Source organism: Stenotrophomonas sp. YJH_SMC_19, from assembly GCF_059367915.1.
The window spans coordinates 70,424-88,072 of record NZ_JCAFRI010000011.1 but is presented as its reverse complement, the minus strand read 5'-3'; the positions used below and the strand labels follow the sequence as shown (position 1 = coordinate 88,072).

14 protein-coding genes are annotated in these 17,649 nt (G+C 64.8%); 10 read left to right on the top strand and 4 right to left on the bottom strand.

What is annotated here, in order from left to right; genetic code table 11:
- Nucleotides 1-783, bottom strand: a complete 783-nt coding sequence (locus AC5P5R_RS12920) for an ABC transporter permease (protein ID WP_100438278.1) — start codon at nt 781-783, stop codon at nt 1-3.
- Nucleotides 780-1,676 (bottom strand): ABC transporter ATP-binding protein, encoded by an 897-nt coding sequence (locus AC5P5R_RS12915; protein ID WP_043035188.1) that lies wholly within the window; start codon nt 1,674-1,676, stop codon nt 780-782. The genes AC5P5R_RS12920 and AC5P5R_RS12915 overlap by 4 nt, the downstream gene beginning before the upstream one ends.
- Before the next feature lie 202 nt (nt 1,677-1,878).
- On the opposite strand from AC5P5R_RS12915, the gene AC5P5R_RS12910 reads away from it, so the two are divergent.
- From AC5P5R_RS12910 to AC5P5R_RS12890, 5 genes are all read left to right on the top strand, one after another.
- Nucleotides 1,879-3,132 carry an efflux RND transporter periplasmic adaptor subunit gene (locus AC5P5R_RS12910; RefSeq protein ID WP_005407729.1) on the top strand — a complete coding sequence of 418 codons (1,254 nt, stop codon included), beginning with the start codon at nt 1,879-1,881 and terminating at the stop codon, nt 3,130-3,132.
- Between the two features lie 102 nt (nt 3,133-3,234).
- Entirely contained in the window at nt 3,235-3,924 is a 690-nt protein-coding gene (locus AC5P5R_RS12905) for an ABC transporter ATP-binding protein (RefSeq protein WP_012478890.1), read from the top strand.
- Nucleotides 3,925-3,938: 14 nt separating this feature from the next.
- On the top strand, nt 3,939-5,096 hold the full coding sequence (locus tag AC5P5R_RS12900) for an ABC transporter permease (RefSeq protein ID WP_005407727.1): 1,158 nt from the start codon (nt 3,939-3,941) through the stop codon (nt 5,094-5,096).
- 13 nt (nt 5,097-5,109) lie between these two features.
- Nucleotides 5,110-6,432: an ABC transporter permease gene (locus AC5P5R_RS12895; RefSeq protein WP_005407726.1), complete on the top strand. Its 1,323-nt coding sequence runs from the start codon at nt 5,110-5,112 to the stop codon at nt 6,430-6,432.
- Nucleotides 6,433-6,824: 392 nt separating this feature from the next.
- Complete coding sequence (locus AC5P5R_RS12890; protein WP_100438277.1) at nt 6,825-9,683, top strand: TonB-dependent receptor plug domain-containing protein; 2,859 nt, start codon at nt 6,825-6,827, stop codon at nt 9,681-9,683.
- Between the two features lie 207 nt (nt 9,684-9,890).
- Here the strand turns inward: AC5P5R_RS12890 and rarD are convergent, their stop codons facing one another.
- Nucleotides 9,891-10,787, bottom strand: coding sequence for an EamA family transporter RarD (gene rarD, locus AC5P5R_RS12885; protein ID WP_100438276.1), 897 nt, complete (start codon nt 10,785-10,787; stop codon nt 9,891-9,893).
- Nucleotides 10,784-11,689: a drug/metabolite exporter YedA gene (gene yedA / locus AC5P5R_RS12880; RefSeq protein WP_005407723.1), complete on the bottom strand. Its 906-nt coding sequence runs from the start codon at nt 11,687-11,689 to the stop codon at nt 10,784-10,786. The genes rarD and yedA overlap by 4 nt, the downstream gene beginning before the upstream one ends.
- 637 nt (nt 11,690-12,326) lie before the next feature.
- Here yedA and AC5P5R_RS12875 point away from each other — a divergent pair.
- From AC5P5R_RS12875 to AC5P5R_RS12855, 5 genes are all read left to right on the top strand, one after another.
- On the top strand, nt 12,327-13,259 hold the full coding sequence (locus AC5P5R_RS12875) for a HEAT repeat domain-containing protein (protein WP_224119326.1): 933 nt from the start codon (nt 12,327-12,329) through the stop codon (nt 13,257-13,259).
- A gap of 6 nt (nt 13,260-13,265) precedes the next feature.
- Entirely contained in the window at nt 13,266-14,192 is a 927-nt protein-coding gene (locus AC5P5R_RS12870) for a hypothetical protein (RefSeq protein ID WP_005407721.1), read from the top strand.
- Nucleotides 14,179-14,916 carry an ABC transporter ATP-binding protein gene (locus tag AC5P5R_RS12865; protein ID WP_024956154.1) on the top strand — a complete coding sequence of 246 codons (738 nt, stop codon included), beginning with the start codon at nt 14,179-14,181 and terminating at the stop codon, nt 14,914-14,916. The genes AC5P5R_RS12870 and AC5P5R_RS12865 overlap by 14 nt, the downstream gene beginning before the upstream one ends.
- 11 nt (nt 14,917-14,927) lie before the next feature.
- Nucleotides 14,928-16,034, top strand: coding sequence for an ABC transporter permease (locus tag AC5P5R_RS12860; protein ID WP_224119325.1), 1,107 nt, complete (start codon nt 14,928-14,930; stop codon nt 16,032-16,034).
- A 221-nt stretch (nt 16,035-16,255) separates the two neighbouring features.
- Nucleotides 16,256-17,590 (top strand): MFS transporter, encoded by a 1,335-nt coding sequence (locus AC5P5R_RS12855; protein ID WP_100438275.1) that lies wholly within the window; start codon nt 16,256-16,258, stop codon nt 17,588-17,590.
- Nucleotides 17,591-17,649 lie beyond the last annotated feature (59 nt).

Below are 17,649 nucleotides of genomic sequence, written 5' to 3'. Positions count from 1 at the left end.
TCAGCCGATCCGGCGCAGGCGGCGGCGCGCCAGCAGCAGCGCCACCACCGTGACCGCCAGCAGCACCAGCAGGTGGCCAGCCATGCCGCCCACCGACGGCAGCCCGACCACCGGCAGCGCCAGCTGCGCCAGATGCCAGGTTGGCCACAGCGGTGCCATCATCGAGAACACCTTGGGCAGCGCCGACAACGGCAGCCACAGGCCAGACAGCAGGGCCAGCGGCAGGTAGACCAGGTTGACCATCGCCGGCGCCGCGCTGGCACTGACATGACTGCCGATCAGCAGGCCGATCGCCCCCAGCGGCAGCGCTGCCAGGCCCGCCACCGCCAGCAGCTGCAGCATCTGCACTGCCTGCAGCTGCACGCCACTCAGCGCGCGCGCCACCCCGATCAACAGGGCGGCTACCAGCAACGCGAACATCACGGCCATCGCCAGTCGCGCCAGCAACGGTGCCGCCGCCGGCATCGGCAGCGCGCGCTTGAGGGTCAGCAGGCCGCCTTCACGGTCCAGCGCCAGCTGCACGCCGAAGCCGAACAGGGCCGGGGCCATCGCACCGAACACGCAGTAGGTGGCCAGCAGGTAGAGCGGTGCATGGCCGCGGCCCAACAGCACGCCGAACAACAGGTAGAACAGCACCGGGAACAGCAGCGAAGGCACCGCGAAGGCGGGTGTACGCCAGGCGCGGCGCAGCTCGGCCACCAGTTCAGCGCCGTACGGGCGCAAGGCCTGACGCCACGCCGATACCGGCGCGGGTGTAGTGCCGGTACGGGTCATCGTGTTCATGCGGCCTCCCGGGTCATGTCGAGGAAAGCGTCGGCCAGTGCCGCGCCCTGTACTTCCAGCTCACGCAGCTGTGCATCGGCGGCCAGCAGGCGCGCCACCACCGGCTCGGCCGGGCTTGCCATCAACTGCAGGTGCTCGCCATCACGCTGCACCTGCTGCACGCCTGGCCACTGCAGTACGTCTTCAACAGTCAACACGCTGCGGCAGCGGATGCGGCGCGGCCGATCGGCCAGGCGCAGCTCGCTCAACGGTGCGTCGGCCAGCACCCGGCCCTGCTCCAGCACCAGCACCTGCTGCGCCAGCGCTTCGGCCTCTTCCAGATAGTGGGTGGTCAGCAGCACGCCGCAGCCTTCGGCCACCAGCTGCCGGATCGCCTGCCACATCGCCTGCCGCGCCTGGATGTCCAGACCGGTAGTGGGCTCGTCCAGGAACAGCACGCGCGGGCGACCACACAGCGCGATGGCGAACTGCACCGCGCGCTGCTGGCCACCGGACAGCTGATCGTAGCGACGGCCTGCCAGTGCCTGCAGGCCTGCGCGCTGCAGCACCTCCTGCAGCGGCATCGGGTCCGGATAGCAGGCGCTGGCCTGCGCCACCAGTTCGTCCACCTGCAGCATCGGCGGCAGGCTGGTGCTCTGCAGCATCACGCCCAGGCCGAGGCGGCTGCTGCGCTGCTGCGGGTCGCCACCGAGCAGCTCGACCTGGCCGGCATCGGCGCGACGCAGGCCCAACAGCACGCTGATCGCGGTACTCTTGCCGGCACCGTTGCGGCCCAGCAATGCCAGCACCTGGCCAGCGCGGACCTGCAGGTCGATGCCCTGCAGGGCGGTATGGTCGCGGTAGCGCACCTGCACCTGCTGCAGGCGGGCCAGCGACGGGGCGATCGGATCCATGGGCGGTACCGGTAGCGGGGACGTTGCCATCCTGTGCCGCCGTGGTCACATTTCGCAGTTGCCGCCGTCAGTGTCATCGGATGACAGCTGTCACTGCCGTCATCGCTGTGCCTGCCTTCATGCTGTGCCGCACGCTCCACCGCCGGAACCGCCGCCGTCCGCGCTTCCGGCCATACCCGCCCGAACGCCTGTGATGGAACGAATGAACGCTTCTGCCGAGCTGTTGAAGGAACTCCGTATCGACCGCAAGTCGCCGCCGCCCGCCTCCGGTGGTGGCAGCAATGGCGGTGGCCGTCGTTGGCTGTGGATCGCGATCATCGTGGTCGTGCTGCTGATCGCCGCTGCCGTGGCCTTCCTGTTCGGCCGCGCGCCGGCCGTGGAAGTGGAAACCGCGCCCGCAGTGGCCATCCAGCAGGGCAGCGCCAGCAGTTCGGTGCTCGATGCCAGTGGCTACGTGGTCGCCCGGCGCATGGCCACGGTCTCGGCCAAGATCACCGGCAAGGTGCGCGAGGTGATGATCGAGGAAGGCATGCGGGTCGAAGCCGGCCAGGTGATGGCCACCCTGGATCCGATCGATGCCGATGCGCAGCGCAGCCTGTATGCCTCGCAGTTGCAGGCCGCGCGCAGCCAGGTGGCCGGGCTGGAGGCACAGCAGAAGCAGGCCGCCGCCGAAGCCAGCCGCCTGCAGGCGCTGGTCGGCCAGCAACTGGTGTCACGTTCGCAGTACGACCAGGCCGTGGCCCAGCGTGACAGCCTGCGTGCGCAGCTGGAAACGGCCCAGCGCAACGTCAAGGTCGCCAACGACCAGCTGGCCATTGCCGATCTGGGCGTGGACAACAACATCGTGCGCGCGCCGTTCTCCGGCGTGGTCACCGCCAAGGCCGCGCAGCCGGGCGAAATCGTTTCGCCGCTGTCGGCGGGCGGTGGTTTCACCCGTACCGGCATCGGCACCATTGTCGACATGGACTCGCTGGAGATCGAAGTCGAGGTCGGCGAGGCCTTCATCGGCCGCGTGCAACCGAAGATGCCGGTGGAAGCCACGCTCAATGCCTATCCGGAGTGGAAGATTCCGGGCGAGGTCATCGCCATCATCCCCACTGCCGACCGCGGCAAGGCCACGGTGAAGGTGCGCGTGGCGCTGAAGGTGAAGGACCCGCGCATCGTGCCGGAGATGGGCGTGCGGGTCAGCTTCCTGGAGCAGGCGCAGCCGCAGGCGGCCGCCAAACCGCAGGGCGTGCGCGTGCCGGCTGGCGCGGTGGTCCAGCGCGAGGGCGCCTCGGTTGCCTTCGTACTGGGCGACCAGAGCCGCGTGCAGCAGCGCACGGTCGAGGCCGGCCAGGCGATGGGCAAGGACCGCCAGATCCTCAAGGGCGTCAGCGCGGGTGAGTCGGTGGTGGTGAACCCGCCGGACACCCTGCGCGATGGCGCCAAGGTGCAACAGAAACAAGCGCAGTAACGGCCTGGCGCCCATGGGCGCCGCCGGCAACACCGCTCGACGCACGCCTGCGGCCACCGCAGGTGCGCTTCCCCGTTTCCCGCCTTCCGTGGAGAACCACCCATGTCGACCCTGGTTTCACTGCGCAACATCACCAAGACCTACCAGCGTGGCCCCGAGAAAGTGCAGGTGCTGCACGGCATCGACCTGGACATCGCCAGCGGCGACTTCGTCGCGCTGATGGGCCCGTCCGGCTCGGGCAAGACCACCCTGCTCAACCTGATCGGCGGCCTGGACAGCCCCAGCGGCGGCGAGATCAGCATCGAAGGCGAGCGCATCGACCAGATGAGCGGCGGCCAGCTGTCGACCTGGCGCAGCCACCACGTCGGCTTCGTGTTCCAGTTCTACAACCTGATGCCGATGCTGACCGCGCAGAAGAACGTGGAGCTGCCGCTGCTGCTGACCCATCTCAATGCCGCGCAGCGCCGCCGCAATGCCGAGATCGCGCTGACCCTGGTCGGCCTGGCCGACCGCCGCAGCCATCGCCCCAATGAACTGTCCGGCGGCCAGCAGCAGCGCGTGGCGATCGCGCGGGCGATCGTCTCCGACCCGACCTTCCTGATCTGCGACGAACCCACCGGCGACCTCGACCGCCAGTCCGCCGAGGAGATCCTCGGCCTGCTGCAGCAGCTCAACCGCGAACACGGCAAGACCATCATCATGGTCACCCATGACCCGAAGGCCGCCGAGTACGCCACGCACACGGTGCACCTGGACAAGGGCGAGCTGGCCGACGCGCCGCTGGCCCACTGACGGAGGCCACGGCGATGAAATACTTCTCGTTGGTGTGGGCGCAGCTGTTCCGCAGCCGCACGCGCACCCTGTTGACCCTGCTGTCGGTGGTGGCCGCGTTCCTGCTGTTCGGCATGCTCGACTCGGTGCGCGTGGCGTTCTCGTCCGGCGGCAGCGTGGAAGGCGCCAACCGCCTGGTGGTGGCCTCGCGGCTGTCGATCACCCAGTCGCTGCCGATCCGCCTGGAAACCCAGATCCGCCAGGTGGCCGGCGTGCGCGACGTGGCCTACGGCATGTGGTTCGGCGGCATCTACCAGGATCCAAAGAACTTCTTCCCGAACTTCTCGGTGTCGCCCAACTACTTCGATGTCTACCGCGAGCTGCAGATCGATCCGGCACAGCTGGAGGACTGGAAGCAGACCCGCACCGGCGCCATCGTCGGCGAATCGCTGGCCAAGCAGTTCGGCTGGAAGATCGGCGACACCATCCCGTTGCAGGCCACGATCTTCCCGCGCGGCGGCAGCAACGACTGGCCGCTGGAACTGAAGGGCATCTACCGTTCCAAGGACCGAGCGCTGGCGGCCAACGAAGAACGCCAGTTGATGATGAACTGGAAGTACTTCGATGAATCCAACGACTACATCAAGAACCAGGTGAGCTGGTACACGGTGACGCTGGACAACCCGGATCATTCCTCGCGGGTAGCGCAGGCCATTGATGCAATCTCGGCCAACTCCGACCACGAGACCAAGACCCAGACCGAGTCGGCGTTCCAGCAGGCCTTCGTCAAGCAGTTCGCCGACATCGGCATGATCGTCACTTCAATCATGGGCGCGGTGTTCTTCACCCTGCTGCTGCTGACCGGCAACACCATGGCGCAGGCCGTGCGCGAGCGCGTGCCGGAGCTCGCCACGCTGAAGACGCTGGGCTTCAAGGACAGCACCGTGCTGACCCTGGTGATGGTGGAGTCGGTGCTGCTGATCGGCCTGGGCGGCCTGATCGGCATGGGCCTGGCCGCACTGATCCTGCCGGCGATCGGCCCGAAGAGCATGGGCATGCTGCCGCCACACGTGCCGACGCCGACCTGGCTGATGGGGCTGGGCCTGATCGTGGTGATCGGCATCATCGTCGGGTTGTTGCCGGCGCTGCGTGCCAAGCGCCTGAAGATCGTCGACGCACTGGCCGGCCGCTGAGGAGGACACCGACATGTTCAAGAGCAAACTCAAGAAATGGCTGGGCAACGGCCTGACGGTGCTGCTGCTGGTGATCGGCCTGGTGCTGTGGATCAGCCTGCCGTGGTTTGGCGTGCTGGCCGTGGCCGTGCTGGTGGCACTTTGGCTGCTGCTGACCCGTGGCGGACGGTTGGCGCTGGCCGCCACCCGCATCGGCGTGGCCAGCCTGCCGCAGCGCTGGGGCGCGTCCTCGGTGATCGTGGTCGGCATCGCCGGCGTGGTCGGCGTGCTGGTGGCGATGCTGGCGATGGGCGAAGGCTTCCAGGCCACGCTCAACAACACCGGCGACGACACCACCGCCATCGTGCTGCGCGGCGGCTCGCAGGCCGAGACCAACTCGGTGATCACCCGCGAGCAGGTGCCGACGTTGTCCACCCTGCCCGGCATCAGCCGCGATGGCGAAGGCCGGCCGCTGCTGTCGCCGGAGCTGTCGCAGGTGGTCAACCTGGTGTCGAAGTCCGACGGCACCGACGTCAACGCGCAGTTCCGCGGCGTTGGTCCGCAGGCCTGGGCCGTGCATGACAAGGTCAAGATCATCGAAGGCCGCAAGTTCGCAGCCGGCCTGCGCGAGATCGTGGTCGGCCAGGGTGCCAAGGGCCAGTTCCGCGACATGGACGTGGGCAGGACGCTGACCCTGGGCAATCAGACCTGGACCGTGGTCGGCGTGTTCGCCACCGGCGATGCGCACGATTCGGAGCTGTGGACCGACGCCGATACGCTGGCCACCACCTACCAGCGCAGCGCCTGGCAGTCGATCAGCGTGCGTACCGATGGCAAGGCCGGCTTCGAGCAGTTCAAGGCAGCGGTCGCCGCCGACCCGCGCCTGAAACTGGACGTGGAAACCACCCGTGTCTACTACAGCAAGCAGGGCGGCGGGCTGACCAAGCTGATCGACATCCTCGGCAAGGTGATCGGCACGATCATGGCGGTGGGTGCAGTGTTCGGCGCACTCAACACCATGTACGCGGCCGTGGCCACCCGTGCGCGCGAGATCGCCACCATGCGCGCGATCGGCTTCCGCGGCCTGCCGGTGGTGACGGCGGTGATGCTGGAGACCATGCTGCTGGCGTTGCTGGGTGGCCTTCTGGGGTGTGCGGTGGCGTGGCTGCTGTTCAATGGCTACAGCGTGTCCACCATCGGCAGCAACTTCAGCGCGGTGGTGTTCAAGTTCCATGTGTCACCGGAACTGCTGTGGACCGGACTGAAATGGGCGCTGGGCATCGGCCTGGTCGGCGGCCTGTTCCCGGCGCTGCGCGCGGCCCGTTTGCCGATCACCACGGCGTTGCGAGAAACCTGAGCATCACGCAGCGGTGGACTGCGCATCACGCAGGGGACGGAGCGAAGGCTCCGTCCCTTTTCTTTTGCGCGTCATCCACGCTTGGTGGTGAGCCAGGACGTCCAGTAGATCCACGCCGTGCGTGGATGGATGCCGGCGCACGCGCACGGCTACAGATTGCGGGAAATACGCCGCTATCGATGCCTCTGCCCATCGAAAGCGCAACGCGCGTGACGTTGCGCACATCCCATCTGTGGATTGTTGGTTGCGATTCATTTTCGCGCACATCCGCGGCGCAGAGGCAAACAGTTACGAATGGAAACATTCTAGAATCGCCCCCCCACGTTGGTTTGCAGCACCCCACGCGTCCATAGAACGGGCGCTTGTTTTTCCTGAAACACGAGATTTCACGGATGTCCCTGAAAACCAATCCGCTGCGCAACGCGATCGTCATCGCGCTGGCCGCCAGCTGCACCACCCCCGCCTTCGCACAGAGCGCCGGCGATACCCCGACCAACCTCGATCGCATCGAGATCACCGGCTCGCGCATCCGCCAGGCCAGTGTCGAGACCGCACAGCCGGTCGTCGCGCTCAGCCGCGCCGAGATCGAGAAGAAGGGTTACATCAACGTCGCCGACATCCTGCAGGACGTCACCGCTGCCGGCGCACCGAGCCTGAGCCGCTCGTCGTCGCTGAGTTCTTCGCGCGACTTCGGCGGCACGTACGTCAGCCTGCGCAACCTCGGCCCGGAGCGCAGCCTGGTGCTGATCGACGGCCGCCGCATGGGCGTCAGCGCCGGTGGCTACTCCGACCTGGCTTCGATTCCCTCGGCGATTGTCGAGCGCGTGGAAGTTCTCACCGATGGCGCGTCCGCGCTGTACGGCTCGGACGCCATCGCCGGTGTGGTCAACATCATCACCCGCAAGAACTTCGACGGTGGCGAAGCCAGCGTCTACGTCGGCCAGTACGGTGAAGGTGACGGCCAGAAGCGCTCCTACAGCGCCACCTTCGGCAAGACCTTCGACCGCGGCTGGTTCAGCGTTGGGGCCGAGCGCACCAAGGAAGACGAGATCCTCGGCAGCGAGCGCGAGTTCAGCCGTTACCCTGGTGGCCCGCGCCATCCCGACGACGTCAAGGCACTGAACCAGACCACGCAGTGGGGCAGCGTCACCGTCGACGGCAAGTCGCTGACCGTGGGCCCGGGCGGCGACCCGAGCCAGAAGGGCAACTTCCACACGCCCAATCCGGCCGATGGTGCCAACACCAAGACCAACATGAGCCTGCTGAGCGGCCTGGAGCGCACTTCGGTGTTCGCCAACGGTGGCTTCTCGATCACCGATGACCTGCGCATCGTGGCCGACGCGCTGTACAGCAAGCGCGAGTCGACCAAGCACCTGGCCGGCTACCCCTACTCGGTGTCCACCGCACAGGCGCGCAACGGTTCCCGTGCTGCCCTGTCCAAGGACAGCGCGTTCAACCACTGGGGCCAGGACGTGCTGTTCTCGCACCGCACCGAAGAAATGCCGCGTGCGACCGAGAACAACCTGGACACCAAGCGCGCCAGCATCGGCCTGGAAGGCAGCTTCGAAACCGGTTCGCGTTACTGGGACTGGAACGTCAGCTACATGTACAACCGCAATGAAGGCGAGCGCATCGGTACCGGCAGCATGTACCAGCCGCATGTCGACCTGGCGGTCGGCCCATCCTTCATGGATGGCACCGTGGCACGCTGCGGCAGCCCGGGTGCAGTGATCGCCGGCTGCGTGCCGTGGAACCCGGCCGCGCCGATGGGCTATGCAGGCCCGGGCTCGCTGAGCAACCAGGACGTGCAGGACTACCTGTTCACCCGCTTCGTCGACAATATGAAGAGCACCACGAAGGTCGCCAGCGCCAACATCTCCGGTTCGGTGTTCACCCTGCCGGCCGGCGACGTGATGGCCGCGATGGGCTTCGAGCACCGCAACGAAGAAGCCAGCTACACCCCGGACCTGATGGTGCAGAAGGGCCAGATTGCCGGCACCACCGGCCAGCCGACCCGTGGCGACTACTCGCTCAACGAGGTCTACCTGGAGCTGCAGGTACCGCTGCTGGCCGACATGCCGTTCGCGCGTGAACTGTCGCTGGACCTGGCCGGCCGCTACACCGACTACAACACCTTCGGTTCGACCACCAACAGCAAGTTCGGCCTGAAGTGGAAGCCGATCGACAGCCTGCTGGTACGCGCGACCTATGGCACCGGCTTCCGTGCGCCGACTGTTGACGACCTGTACGGCGGTGCGGTGAAGAGCCGTGATTCGTTCACCGATCCGTGCGATACCTCGTTCGGCATCGCTGCCAGCAGCGCGACCGTGGCCGCACGCTGCCAGGCGCTGAAGGTGCCGGCGGACTTCCGCCAGCAGACCGCGTCGGAAGGCAACGTCGCCAACCGTCCGGGCCAGCAGGGCATCGCCGATTTCGACTCCGGTTCCAATGCGAACCTGAAGCCGGAAACCGCCAAGACCTGGACCGTGGGCCTGGTGTACAGCCCCGAGTTCGTGCCGGGCCTGGACGTCAGCCTGGACTGGTGGAAGATCCGCATCGACAACGCGATCGTGGGTGAGTCGGCCACCGACATCCTCAACCAGTGCTACGTGCAGGGCGTGGATTCGGCGTGCGGCCGCTTCACCCGTTCCACCAGCGCCAAGACGCTGGGTCAGGTGACGTCGCTGGACCGCTCGCTGGTCAATGCGGGCTACCGCGAAACCGCCGGCTACGACTTCAGCCTGCGTTACCGCCTGCCGGAAACCGCGTTCGGCCGCTTTGCCGCCACCTGGAACACCACCTACACCGACTACCTGGAGCAGCGCAACGACAGCGCCGCCACCACGCCGGTGGAGCAGAAGACCGGCTGGCAGGGCAACTTCCGCGTGCGTTCGACCTTCAACCTGGATTGGCAGTACGGCGACCTGGGCATCGGCTGGACCGCCCGCTACTACTCGGGCATGAAGGAAGCCTGCTCGTATGACCTGGCCGGTGGCCCGGACTGCAACATGGCCGGCTTCGTCTCGCCGTACACCGATGCGCAGCCGAGCCGCAAGGTGGGCTCCAACACCTTCCACGACCTGCAGGTGCGTTACAGCCTGCCGTGGGACGGCACCGTGTCGCTGGGCGTGAACAACGTCTTCGACCACCAGGGTCCGATCATGTACAGCCAGCCGAACAGCAGCTTCACCTACTACGGTGGCTTCGACATCGGTCGTTTCATGTACATGAAGTACCAGCAGCGCTTCTAAGCCTGCAACCGCGTTCCCGCCACCGCCATCTCTCTCTCCTGGCGGTGGATGGAAGCAGAACGGCGCCCTTCGGGGCGCCGTTCTTTTTTGGGTGGAAGCGGGTCGGATCCCTTCGCCCTGCGAAGGGCTCTGACCCCACGCGACGGATAGAACAGGGTCAGAGCCCTCCGCGTTGCGGAGGGATCCGACCCCGCAGCCCCGCCGGCGCTAGCGCTTGGCGCGCATCGTGCGGATGTTGTCACCGACGAACAGGATCAGGCCGGCCCAGATCGCGGCGAAGCCGATCGCCTTGGCAGTATCGAACGCTTCGTGGAAGAAGAACACGCCCAGCAGCAGCTGCAGGCTAGGCGCGATGTACTGCAGGATGCCGACCAGCGACAGCGGGATGCGCTTCACGCCGTAGGCGAAACCGATCAGCGGCACTGCGGTCACTGCGCCACCGAAGACCAGCAGCAGGTCATTGCGCCAGCCCCAGCCGTGGAAGAACGCGCCGCCATGGCCGTTTTCCGCCCAGATCGCGAAGGCCAGCGCCGGCAGGAACAGGTACATGCTCTCCACGCCCAGGCCGGCCACCGGATCGACCGAGACCAGCTTGCGCAGCAGGCCATACAGGCCGAACGAACAGGCCAGGCCCAGCGCGATCCACGGCGGCGTACCCGCGTCGATGGTCAGCCAGGCCACGCCCACCGCCGCCATCGCCACCGCCACCCACTGCAGGCGCCGCAGCCGCTCCTTCAGCACCAGCACGCCCAGCAGCACGTTCACCAGCGGGTTGATGAAGTAGCCCAGGCTGGTCTCGATCACATGGCCGGCGTTGACCGCCCAGATGTACAGGCCCCAGTTGAAGGCGATGGTCAGGCTCGACACCAGCAGGATCGGCAGCGCGCGCGGCTGCGCGGCGATCTTCTGCCACCAGCCCAGGCGCGAGCTGATCAAGAGCCAGCCCAGCACCATCACGGTGCTCCAGATGATGCGGTGGGCGATGATCTGGAACGAGGGTACCTCGTTGAGCAGGTGCCAATAGACCGGCACCAGGCCCCAGATCACGAAGGTGGATGCGGTGACCAGCAGGCCCCGGCGTTGTTCTCTCTCGTCCATGCTCACTTCTTTCTCGTCCTTGCCATTGTCAGCACCACCACACCCAGGAGAATCACCGCCATCGCCAGCAGGTCGCGCCAGCCGAAGCGCTCGCCGTTGAGCAGCGCGCCCAGCAGCACCGCGATCACCGGATTGACGTACGCATAGCTGCCGGCCAGCGCCGGCCGCACGTTCTGCAGCAGCCAGACGTAGGCGGTGAACGCAACGATGGAACCGAACACGCACAGGTAGGCCATCGCCAGCAGGCCACCGGTATCGGGCAGCGTGGTCGGGCGCTCGCCGACCGCCAGGCCGATCAGCACCAGCAGCACGCCACCGCAGATCATCTGCCCGGCGGCGGTCATGAACGGGCCCGGCAGGTCCAGGCCGCGCGCCCACACCGAACCGAAGGCCCAGCCGATCGGCGCGATCAGCAGCAGCACCAGCCCGGTCGGCGAGGCCGTCAGGCTGCTGCCGGCGTTGAGCCAGACTACGCCGAGGAAGCCGATGGCGATGCCCAGCCACTCACCGCGGCTGGCATGCTGCCCGCGCAGCGCCGAGAACAGCGCCATCCACAGCGGCACCGAGGCCACCGCTGTCGCGGCCAGGCCCGAGGACACCTCACGCTCGGCCAGCACCACCATGCCGTTGCCCAGCACCAGCATGGTCACGCCCATCACCACCAGGTTGCGCCACTGCCGCAGGGTCGGGTTCGGCATCTTCCAGAACAGGCGCAAGGCCAGGAACATCAGGCCACCGGCAATGATGAACCGGCTGCCGGAAACCATCGTCAGCGGCAGCGCGCCGCCGTGCAGGGCCTTGGCGATGCCCAGGTAGGTCGAGCCCCAGACCACGTAGACCAGCAGCAATGCCAGCGCGACAAGGCCACCCCGGGGGGCAGCCGCAAAGGGAACAGGGGAAGCCGACATGACGCACCAGCGGGCGGGGGAAAACGGATTCTAGAGCGTTCGGCTGACGGAAATAACCCCGGTTCCGGGCACGCTGATTTGCACCTACAAAGGCGCCGGGTTTTCCCTCGACAGGGTTGAGACAAACCCCGACGTCTGTTGCGCCGCCAGGCGGGTGGCAGTGTCATCCAAGCTGACGTATCGCACCCCGCCGAACACAAGTGAGATGCCGATCAAGGAAAGGATTGCTCCGATCACTGAGAACGGACTTGCCCAGCAGGTGTTGGGCCAATGACCTGAACAGGAGAACCACCATGACCTGCATACCGCCTCCACTCGCAATGCCGGTGGGAGTTGCTGGTGCTTCATTGCTGTGCTCACCCATTGAACCGGTCCTGATTGCCGTTGCAATCGTCATTGCCGTCCTGCCCATCTGAGGAGCATCCCGTGGAACCGAAAGCACTACCCAAGCAGGCCAGATCGGTAGGGATGCACGGTTCGTGCATCTTGATTGAGACAACCGGAGCAGGCTGCGCAGCTGTCGGCATCGTTGTCGGCATTCTCATCAACCGGGGCATCCATCCGAAGTGATATCCCACTCGGGTGGGTCGGATCATCCGACCCACCCTCCGGAGACAATATGAAAGATCCAGCTCGAATGTTGGAACTCGCGGATGACCCTGCAGAACTGTCTGCACTGACGGAGATATTCGGAAGGAGATCGTCGCTCTTGGGCGTGCTTGAGGCCACTGGACGTGCGGCACGTATTCGCCAATGGGGATCGCAGATCAATGGAAGTGGGGACACCTCGACAAACCGTCAATCCATGCTTTCGATATGCCGTGAGTTCGATCAGGTAATCCTGCGCGACTTCTTCCACGATGAGTGCCGGAGCCACATGGGCAGTCCACTGTATGCGACGCCGGGGAAATTCTTCGTCAAGCCGCCACTGGCGGGAATGGTCATATACAAGGACGAGTTCGTGGACGTGCACTACATGCAGAGCTCGCCACTTCAGGCAGCTGCAGCATTCCAGGCCGGTGTCGAAACCGGAATCACCATCAACGGCACGGACTCACTGGTGTTCTTCACGGATACGCCCGGCGTCGAGTATCAGGTATACCCGGTCCACACCGGTGACGAATCCGACCCGCGGCTGGGCCCGCCTAGTCGAGGGCAGTCGGCTTCTGGTGACCATCTGTTCCTTGAGGGCGGCAGGCAGGGAATGCACCTTCTACATGGCTCCAGTCCGACGTCGATGATTGTCTGCCTCTCGTCCAGATCGAGGTCCGAGGTCACTCAGCACTTCTCCCTGCAGTCCGGAAAGCTCGTCGGCTGCACGGCGACAAGCGTAACCGACTCCCGGCTCCAGATCATCGCGACAGCATTGTCCTACCTGCGGGGGAGCGACAACACCGGAGCCTTGCTGGACATGTCGCGCCATCCGACGACATTCGTTCGCTGGAACGCGCTGAGATCGCTCTACCGCGTTGACCCGGCAGCGGCATCCGAGCGACTGAAGGAAATGAGGGAGAACGATGTGAACGAAGAGATCAGGAAGCTTGCGACCCGCTCACTGGAACAAGGATGAGCAACCATGCCAATCCGCATTGAAGACACGTCCCAGGATTCGATCGGCCTGATGGAACTCGTGGACTACCTACACGATTCGGCGTTCGATCCCCGCGACCAGGAGTCGATGATCTCAGTGGCCCCCGTGCTGAGGAAGCTGGGCAACAACCAGACATTCCTGAGCGAGATCATCTGCAAGGAACTCAAGGATTCGAAGAGCATTCAGGTCGATAACGACTACACACCCCAGGTCCTGATGCTCCATGCCCCACAGGTCTCGGGCCAGAGCTACTTCATCCGCGCATGCTTCTGGCCTGGCCATGAGGACGAGATCCTTGCTGCAAGCGGGCACAGCACGTTTTTCTATGGCATTCCGCACGACCACAACTTCAATTTCCTGACCATCGGATATCAGGGACCGGGGTACATAAGTGACTACTTCGAGTACGACTACGCGTCTGTTTGCGGAATTCCCGGAGAAAGTGTCGATCTCAGGTTCATGGAACGATCCCAGCTCAACAAGGGAAGCATGCTGCTGTACAGGGCATTCCAGGATGTCCACCAACAAATGGCACCAGAAAGCTTCTCGGTAAGCATCAACATCATGGAGCACTCACTGAGAAGTGTAACCATGGACCAGTACGAGTTCGAACCTGGAACCGGCACGATTTCGCAGATCATCAACCGCTCCAGCGCTGCGGCCATTTTCATGATCGCGGCTGCGACGGAAGATGGGGATTCGCAGCAACTGCTTCGCGATATTTTCAGGAGCCACCCGATGGACCGAGTGCGCATGGCTGCACTGGAAGCCCTGATTGCGAACTCGCCAACCCCCGAAGCCGCCCTTCAGTTGACCACCATGGTCCAGTCCAGGCACAGCCTGTTCATGCGATCCAGAGCCCGCCAATTGGCTGACGGTTTTGAAGAGAGGTCCCGCCATGCTTCTCGCTGAGCAGGTCTGCAAGCGGTTTGGCGAGAGGGTCGTGCTGCGGGACCTCGATCTTTGCGTACCTCCAGGGGAGATCGTTGGCATCATCGGTGCCAATGGCGTTGGCAAGACGACGCTCTTCCGTATCCTCTGCCATCTCATTCCTGCCGATTCCGGAACCGTAGCTTTTGGAACCGAAGCCGACACCGCCAGCGTACCGTACGTGGATATTGGCTATCTGCCCGAATCGCGCAGTCTCTTCTCCGAAGTCACCGTTGGAAGGACACTGGAGTTCTGGGCGCGACTGAGAGGGATGTCAGGAAAGCAGGCGGTGAAGGCACGCGATGTATGGCTTGAAGAAATAGGGCTGCTGGCGCGCGCCTCAAATCGAGTATCCAGCCTCTCCAAGGGCAACCTGCAGAAGCTGCAGCTCGCCGCCTGCATGCTTCACGACCCGGGCGTCCTGATCCTTGATGAGCCGTTCTCGGGACTGGACCCTGTAAACCAGATTGCCGTTGCCGACCTCATCAATCGTGCAGCACGCCAAGGCACAGCCGTTGTGCTTTCCGCCCACCACATTGAGTTGCTTCAGCGCCTCGCCAGAAGGATTCTCATGCTGAGGGATGGACAGCTTCATCCCGCCACGTCGCAGGACCTTCACCCTACCCGCATCGTGGCGCTCTCTCATCCTCTGCATTGCGAGTCCTCCCCGCATGACCTTCGACCGGAGAAAAGCTTATGCGAGTGAGCCCGTTCTTCATGATCAGCCTGTTCGAATTCAGAAGGCACCTGGACATTCGTGGCGAAGTCGCAGGTCTTCTATTGCTCGCAGTGATCGCATTGGTGAAGTTGGGTGGAGACGCCATTCTTGCTCGGGAATCTGCAGCCGTCGTCCACTTGGATGCGCGAGGCACTCCAGTAGCGGGCCTGAGCGAGGGGCGCTTCCACTTCAGTGACGCGCTGGGAGATGGGGTCTCAGGCGATCCACCAATTCTGTCCTCGGTGGCCGGAGACTATATTCTCCACACCGAGCAGCCGCCGGGCTGGCTTGGGGAACTGCAACGCAGCCTGGACACGCTCCACCGTCAACATTCTCTATCACTGCTCGGTGTAACCCGTGACCAGCTTCGGAAGGTGGACTCACCTGTCTCGCTACGCGTCATTGACTCTCAGGGCACCGCGGTCTTCGCGGACACATCCTTGACCGCTGTTTCAATCGCAATGGTGGTACTGACGACACTCGCCATACTTGGCTGCCTTGGCATGATTTTTCAGGGCCTGCTGGGAGAGCGCTTTGGTCATGCTACAGAAATGATCCTGAGTGCAGCGCCACCTGGGCTCTGGCTCGACTGCAAAGTTGCCGCGTCCATCCTTCATGGATTGAAGACGGTGGCAGTGTATGGGGTCTACGGTGCAATCGGTTGGACGCTGATGTCCGGTTCGGCGAGTGGGGATGCAACCTTTGCCGAAGGCAGTTGGAAGGTGATGCTCGGCCTGCTCGTGTTCTGCCTTCTGGGGCTCATGCTGTGGAACTGGTTTTTCGCCGCGTGCGCTACCGCGATTCGATCACCGCATTCAGCTTTCCGCAACACGCTCCCGGCTTTCCCACTGACGATGATCATGATTGGATTTGCTGGCCTGCGGACGCCCGACGGTGCATTCATGCACGTAATGTCCCTTTTTCCTTTCACGTCAATGGCTGCAATGCCGGTTCGGCTTCTGTACGTGAATGTGCCGATCTGGGAGATCGCGCTGTCCCTGTCGCTTCTGGCCTTCACGGCAGCACTTTTGCGGAAGTGGGCCCGCAGCAACTTCAGGACTGCCATCGTTTCCCCGGTTGAACCAACGCATACATCGTCTGATTGAGGCTGCCGAGAAGGGCTGCAACGGCTCTCCTTACGACGTATTAGCTATGGTCCCTGCCCCCCTGCGCTGTCACCCTGTGCGGTCCCATGCCCTGCCCCGCCCCTCCGGCACCCGGCGTTGACGTGGGATGCAGTACCTAGGAGGCTGGCCGTCAGCGCCCCGCGCGCGGCTGGCACCGATCTTTCCCGCACGGAAGCGCCGCATCGAGGATTCCCACCCGGATGAGCACCACGTCCCAATCCGCTGTCACCCGCACCGACGGCGCCGCGCTGCGCCGGTCGATCTCCAATACCCTCAAAGGCTCCGCCGGCAACCTGGTGGAGTGGTATGACGTCTACGTGTACTCGGTGTTCGCCGTGTACTTCGAATCGCAGTTCTTCTCGCCGGACGACAAGAACTCCACGATGTACGTGTGGGCGATCTTCGCCGCCACGTTCCTGATGCGCCCGATCGGTGCCTGGTTCTTCGGCCGCTTCGCCGACCGCCACGGCCGTCGGTTGGCGCTGACTGTCTCGGTCACGCTGATGGCGCTGTGCTCGTTCCTGATCGCCATCACCCCCACCGCCGCCAGCATCGGCATCTGGGCCGCAGTCATCCTGTTGTTCGCGCGCCTGCTGCAGGGCTTCGCCACCGGCGGCGAGTACGGCGCCAGCGCCACCTACATGTCAGAGGCCGCCATTCCCGGCCGTCGCGGCTTCCTGTCCTCCTTCCACTACGTCACCCTGGTCGGCGGCCATGTGCTGGCCCAGCTGACCCTGCTGCTGATGCTGACCTTCTGGGGCAAGCCGGAGATCTCCGAGTGGGGCTGGCGCATCGCCTTCGGCATCGGTGGCATCGCCGCGGTGGTGGTGTTCTGGCTGCGCCGCGGCATGGACGAATCGCTGTCGGAGTCGTCGATCGAAGCTGCGCGCGAGGGCAAGGCGCAGAAATCCGGCTCGATGTACGAGCTGTTCGTGCACCAGTGGCGGCCGCTGCTGCTGTGCTTCCTGATCACCGCCGGTGGCACCGTGGCCTTCTACACCTACTCGGTGAACGGCCCGAAAATGATCCAGAGCGCATTCGCGGGCAACGACCCGATGACCGGCACCCTGATCAACCTGGGCGTGCTGGCGTTCCTGATGGTGCTGCAGCCGGTCGGCGGCTGGCTGTCGGACATCATCGGCCGCAAGACCCTGCTGGTGTTCTTCGGTGTGGGCGGCGTGCTGTACAGCTGGTACCTGATCACCCAGCTGCCGCACCAGCACGACGCCACGCTGGCGTTCCTGACCCTGGCACTGGCCTTCGTCATCCTCACCGGCTACACCTCGATCAATGCCGTGGTGAAGGCCGAGCTGTTCCCCACCCACGTGCGTGCGCTGGGCGTAGGCCTGGGTTACGCGCTGGCCAACTCGCTGTTCGGCGGCACCGCCCCGCTGCTGTACCAGGGCGCGCTAAAGACAGGCCACGTCGACTGGTTCGCCATCTACGTGACCGCAACGATCGCGGTATCGTTGTTGGTCTATGTGTTCTTCCTCACCAACAAGGGCCCCAACTGGCTCGACGGCACCCGCAAGTAAGCGCGTTGCCCTGGTCGCGGCCACCGGTGCACTGCCGGTGGCCGCTGCGTCTCCCGCCA

Excerpts from the sequence above, each read along its gene's own strand:
- AC5P5R_RS12920 (WP_100438278.1), bottom strand. The coding sequence starts at position 783 with ATGAACACGATGACCCGTACCGGCACTACACCCGCGCCGGTATCGGCG.
- AC5P5R_RS12915 (WP_043035188.1), bottom strand. The coding sequence starts at position 1,676 with ATGGATCCGATCGCCCCGTCGCTGGCCCGCCTGCAGCAGGTGCAGGTG.
- AC5P5R_RS12910 (WP_005407729.1), top strand. The coding sequence starts at position 1,879 with ATGAACGCTTCTGCCGAGCTGTTGAAGGAACTCCGTATCGACCGCAAG.
- AC5P5R_RS12905 (WP_012478890.1), top strand. The coding sequence starts at position 3,235 with ATGTCGACCCTGGTTTCACTGCGCAACATCACCAAGACCTACCAGCGT.
- AC5P5R_RS12900 (WP_005407727.1), top strand. The coding sequence starts at position 3,939 with ATGAAATACTTCTCGTTGGTGTGGGCGCAGCTGTTCCGCAGCCGCACG.
- AC5P5R_RS12895 (WP_005407726.1), top strand. The coding sequence starts at position 5,110 with ATGTTCAAGAGCAAACTCAAGAAATGGCTGGGCAACGGCCTGACGGTG.
- AC5P5R_RS12890 (WP_100438277.1), top strand. The coding sequence starts at position 6,825 with ATGTCCCTGAAAACCAATCCGCTGCGCAACGCGATCGTCATCGCGCTG.
- yedA (WP_005407723.1), bottom strand. The coding sequence starts at position 11,689 with ATGTCGGCTTCCCCTGTTCCCTTTGCGGCTGCCCCCCGGGGTGGCCTT.
- AC5P5R_RS12875 (WP_224119326.1), top strand. The coding sequence starts at position 12,327 with ATGTTGGAACTCGCGGATGACCCTGCAGAACTGTCTGCACTGACGGAG.
- AC5P5R_RS12870 (WP_005407721.1), top strand. The coding sequence starts at position 13,266 with ATGCCAATCCGCATTGAAGACACGTCCCAGGATTCGATCGGCCTGATG.
- AC5P5R_RS12865 (WP_024956154.1), top strand. The coding sequence starts at position 14,179 with ATGCTTCTCGCTGAGCAGGTCTGCAAGCGGTTTGGCGAGAGGGTCGTG.
- AC5P5R_RS12860 (WP_224119325.1), top strand. The coding sequence starts at position 14,928 with ATGATCAGCCTGTTCGAATTCAGAAGGCACCTGGACATTCGTGGCGAA.
- AC5P5R_RS12855 (WP_100438275.1), top strand. The coding sequence starts at position 16,256 with ATGAGCACCACGTCCCAATCCGCTGTCACCCGCACCGACGGCGCCGCG.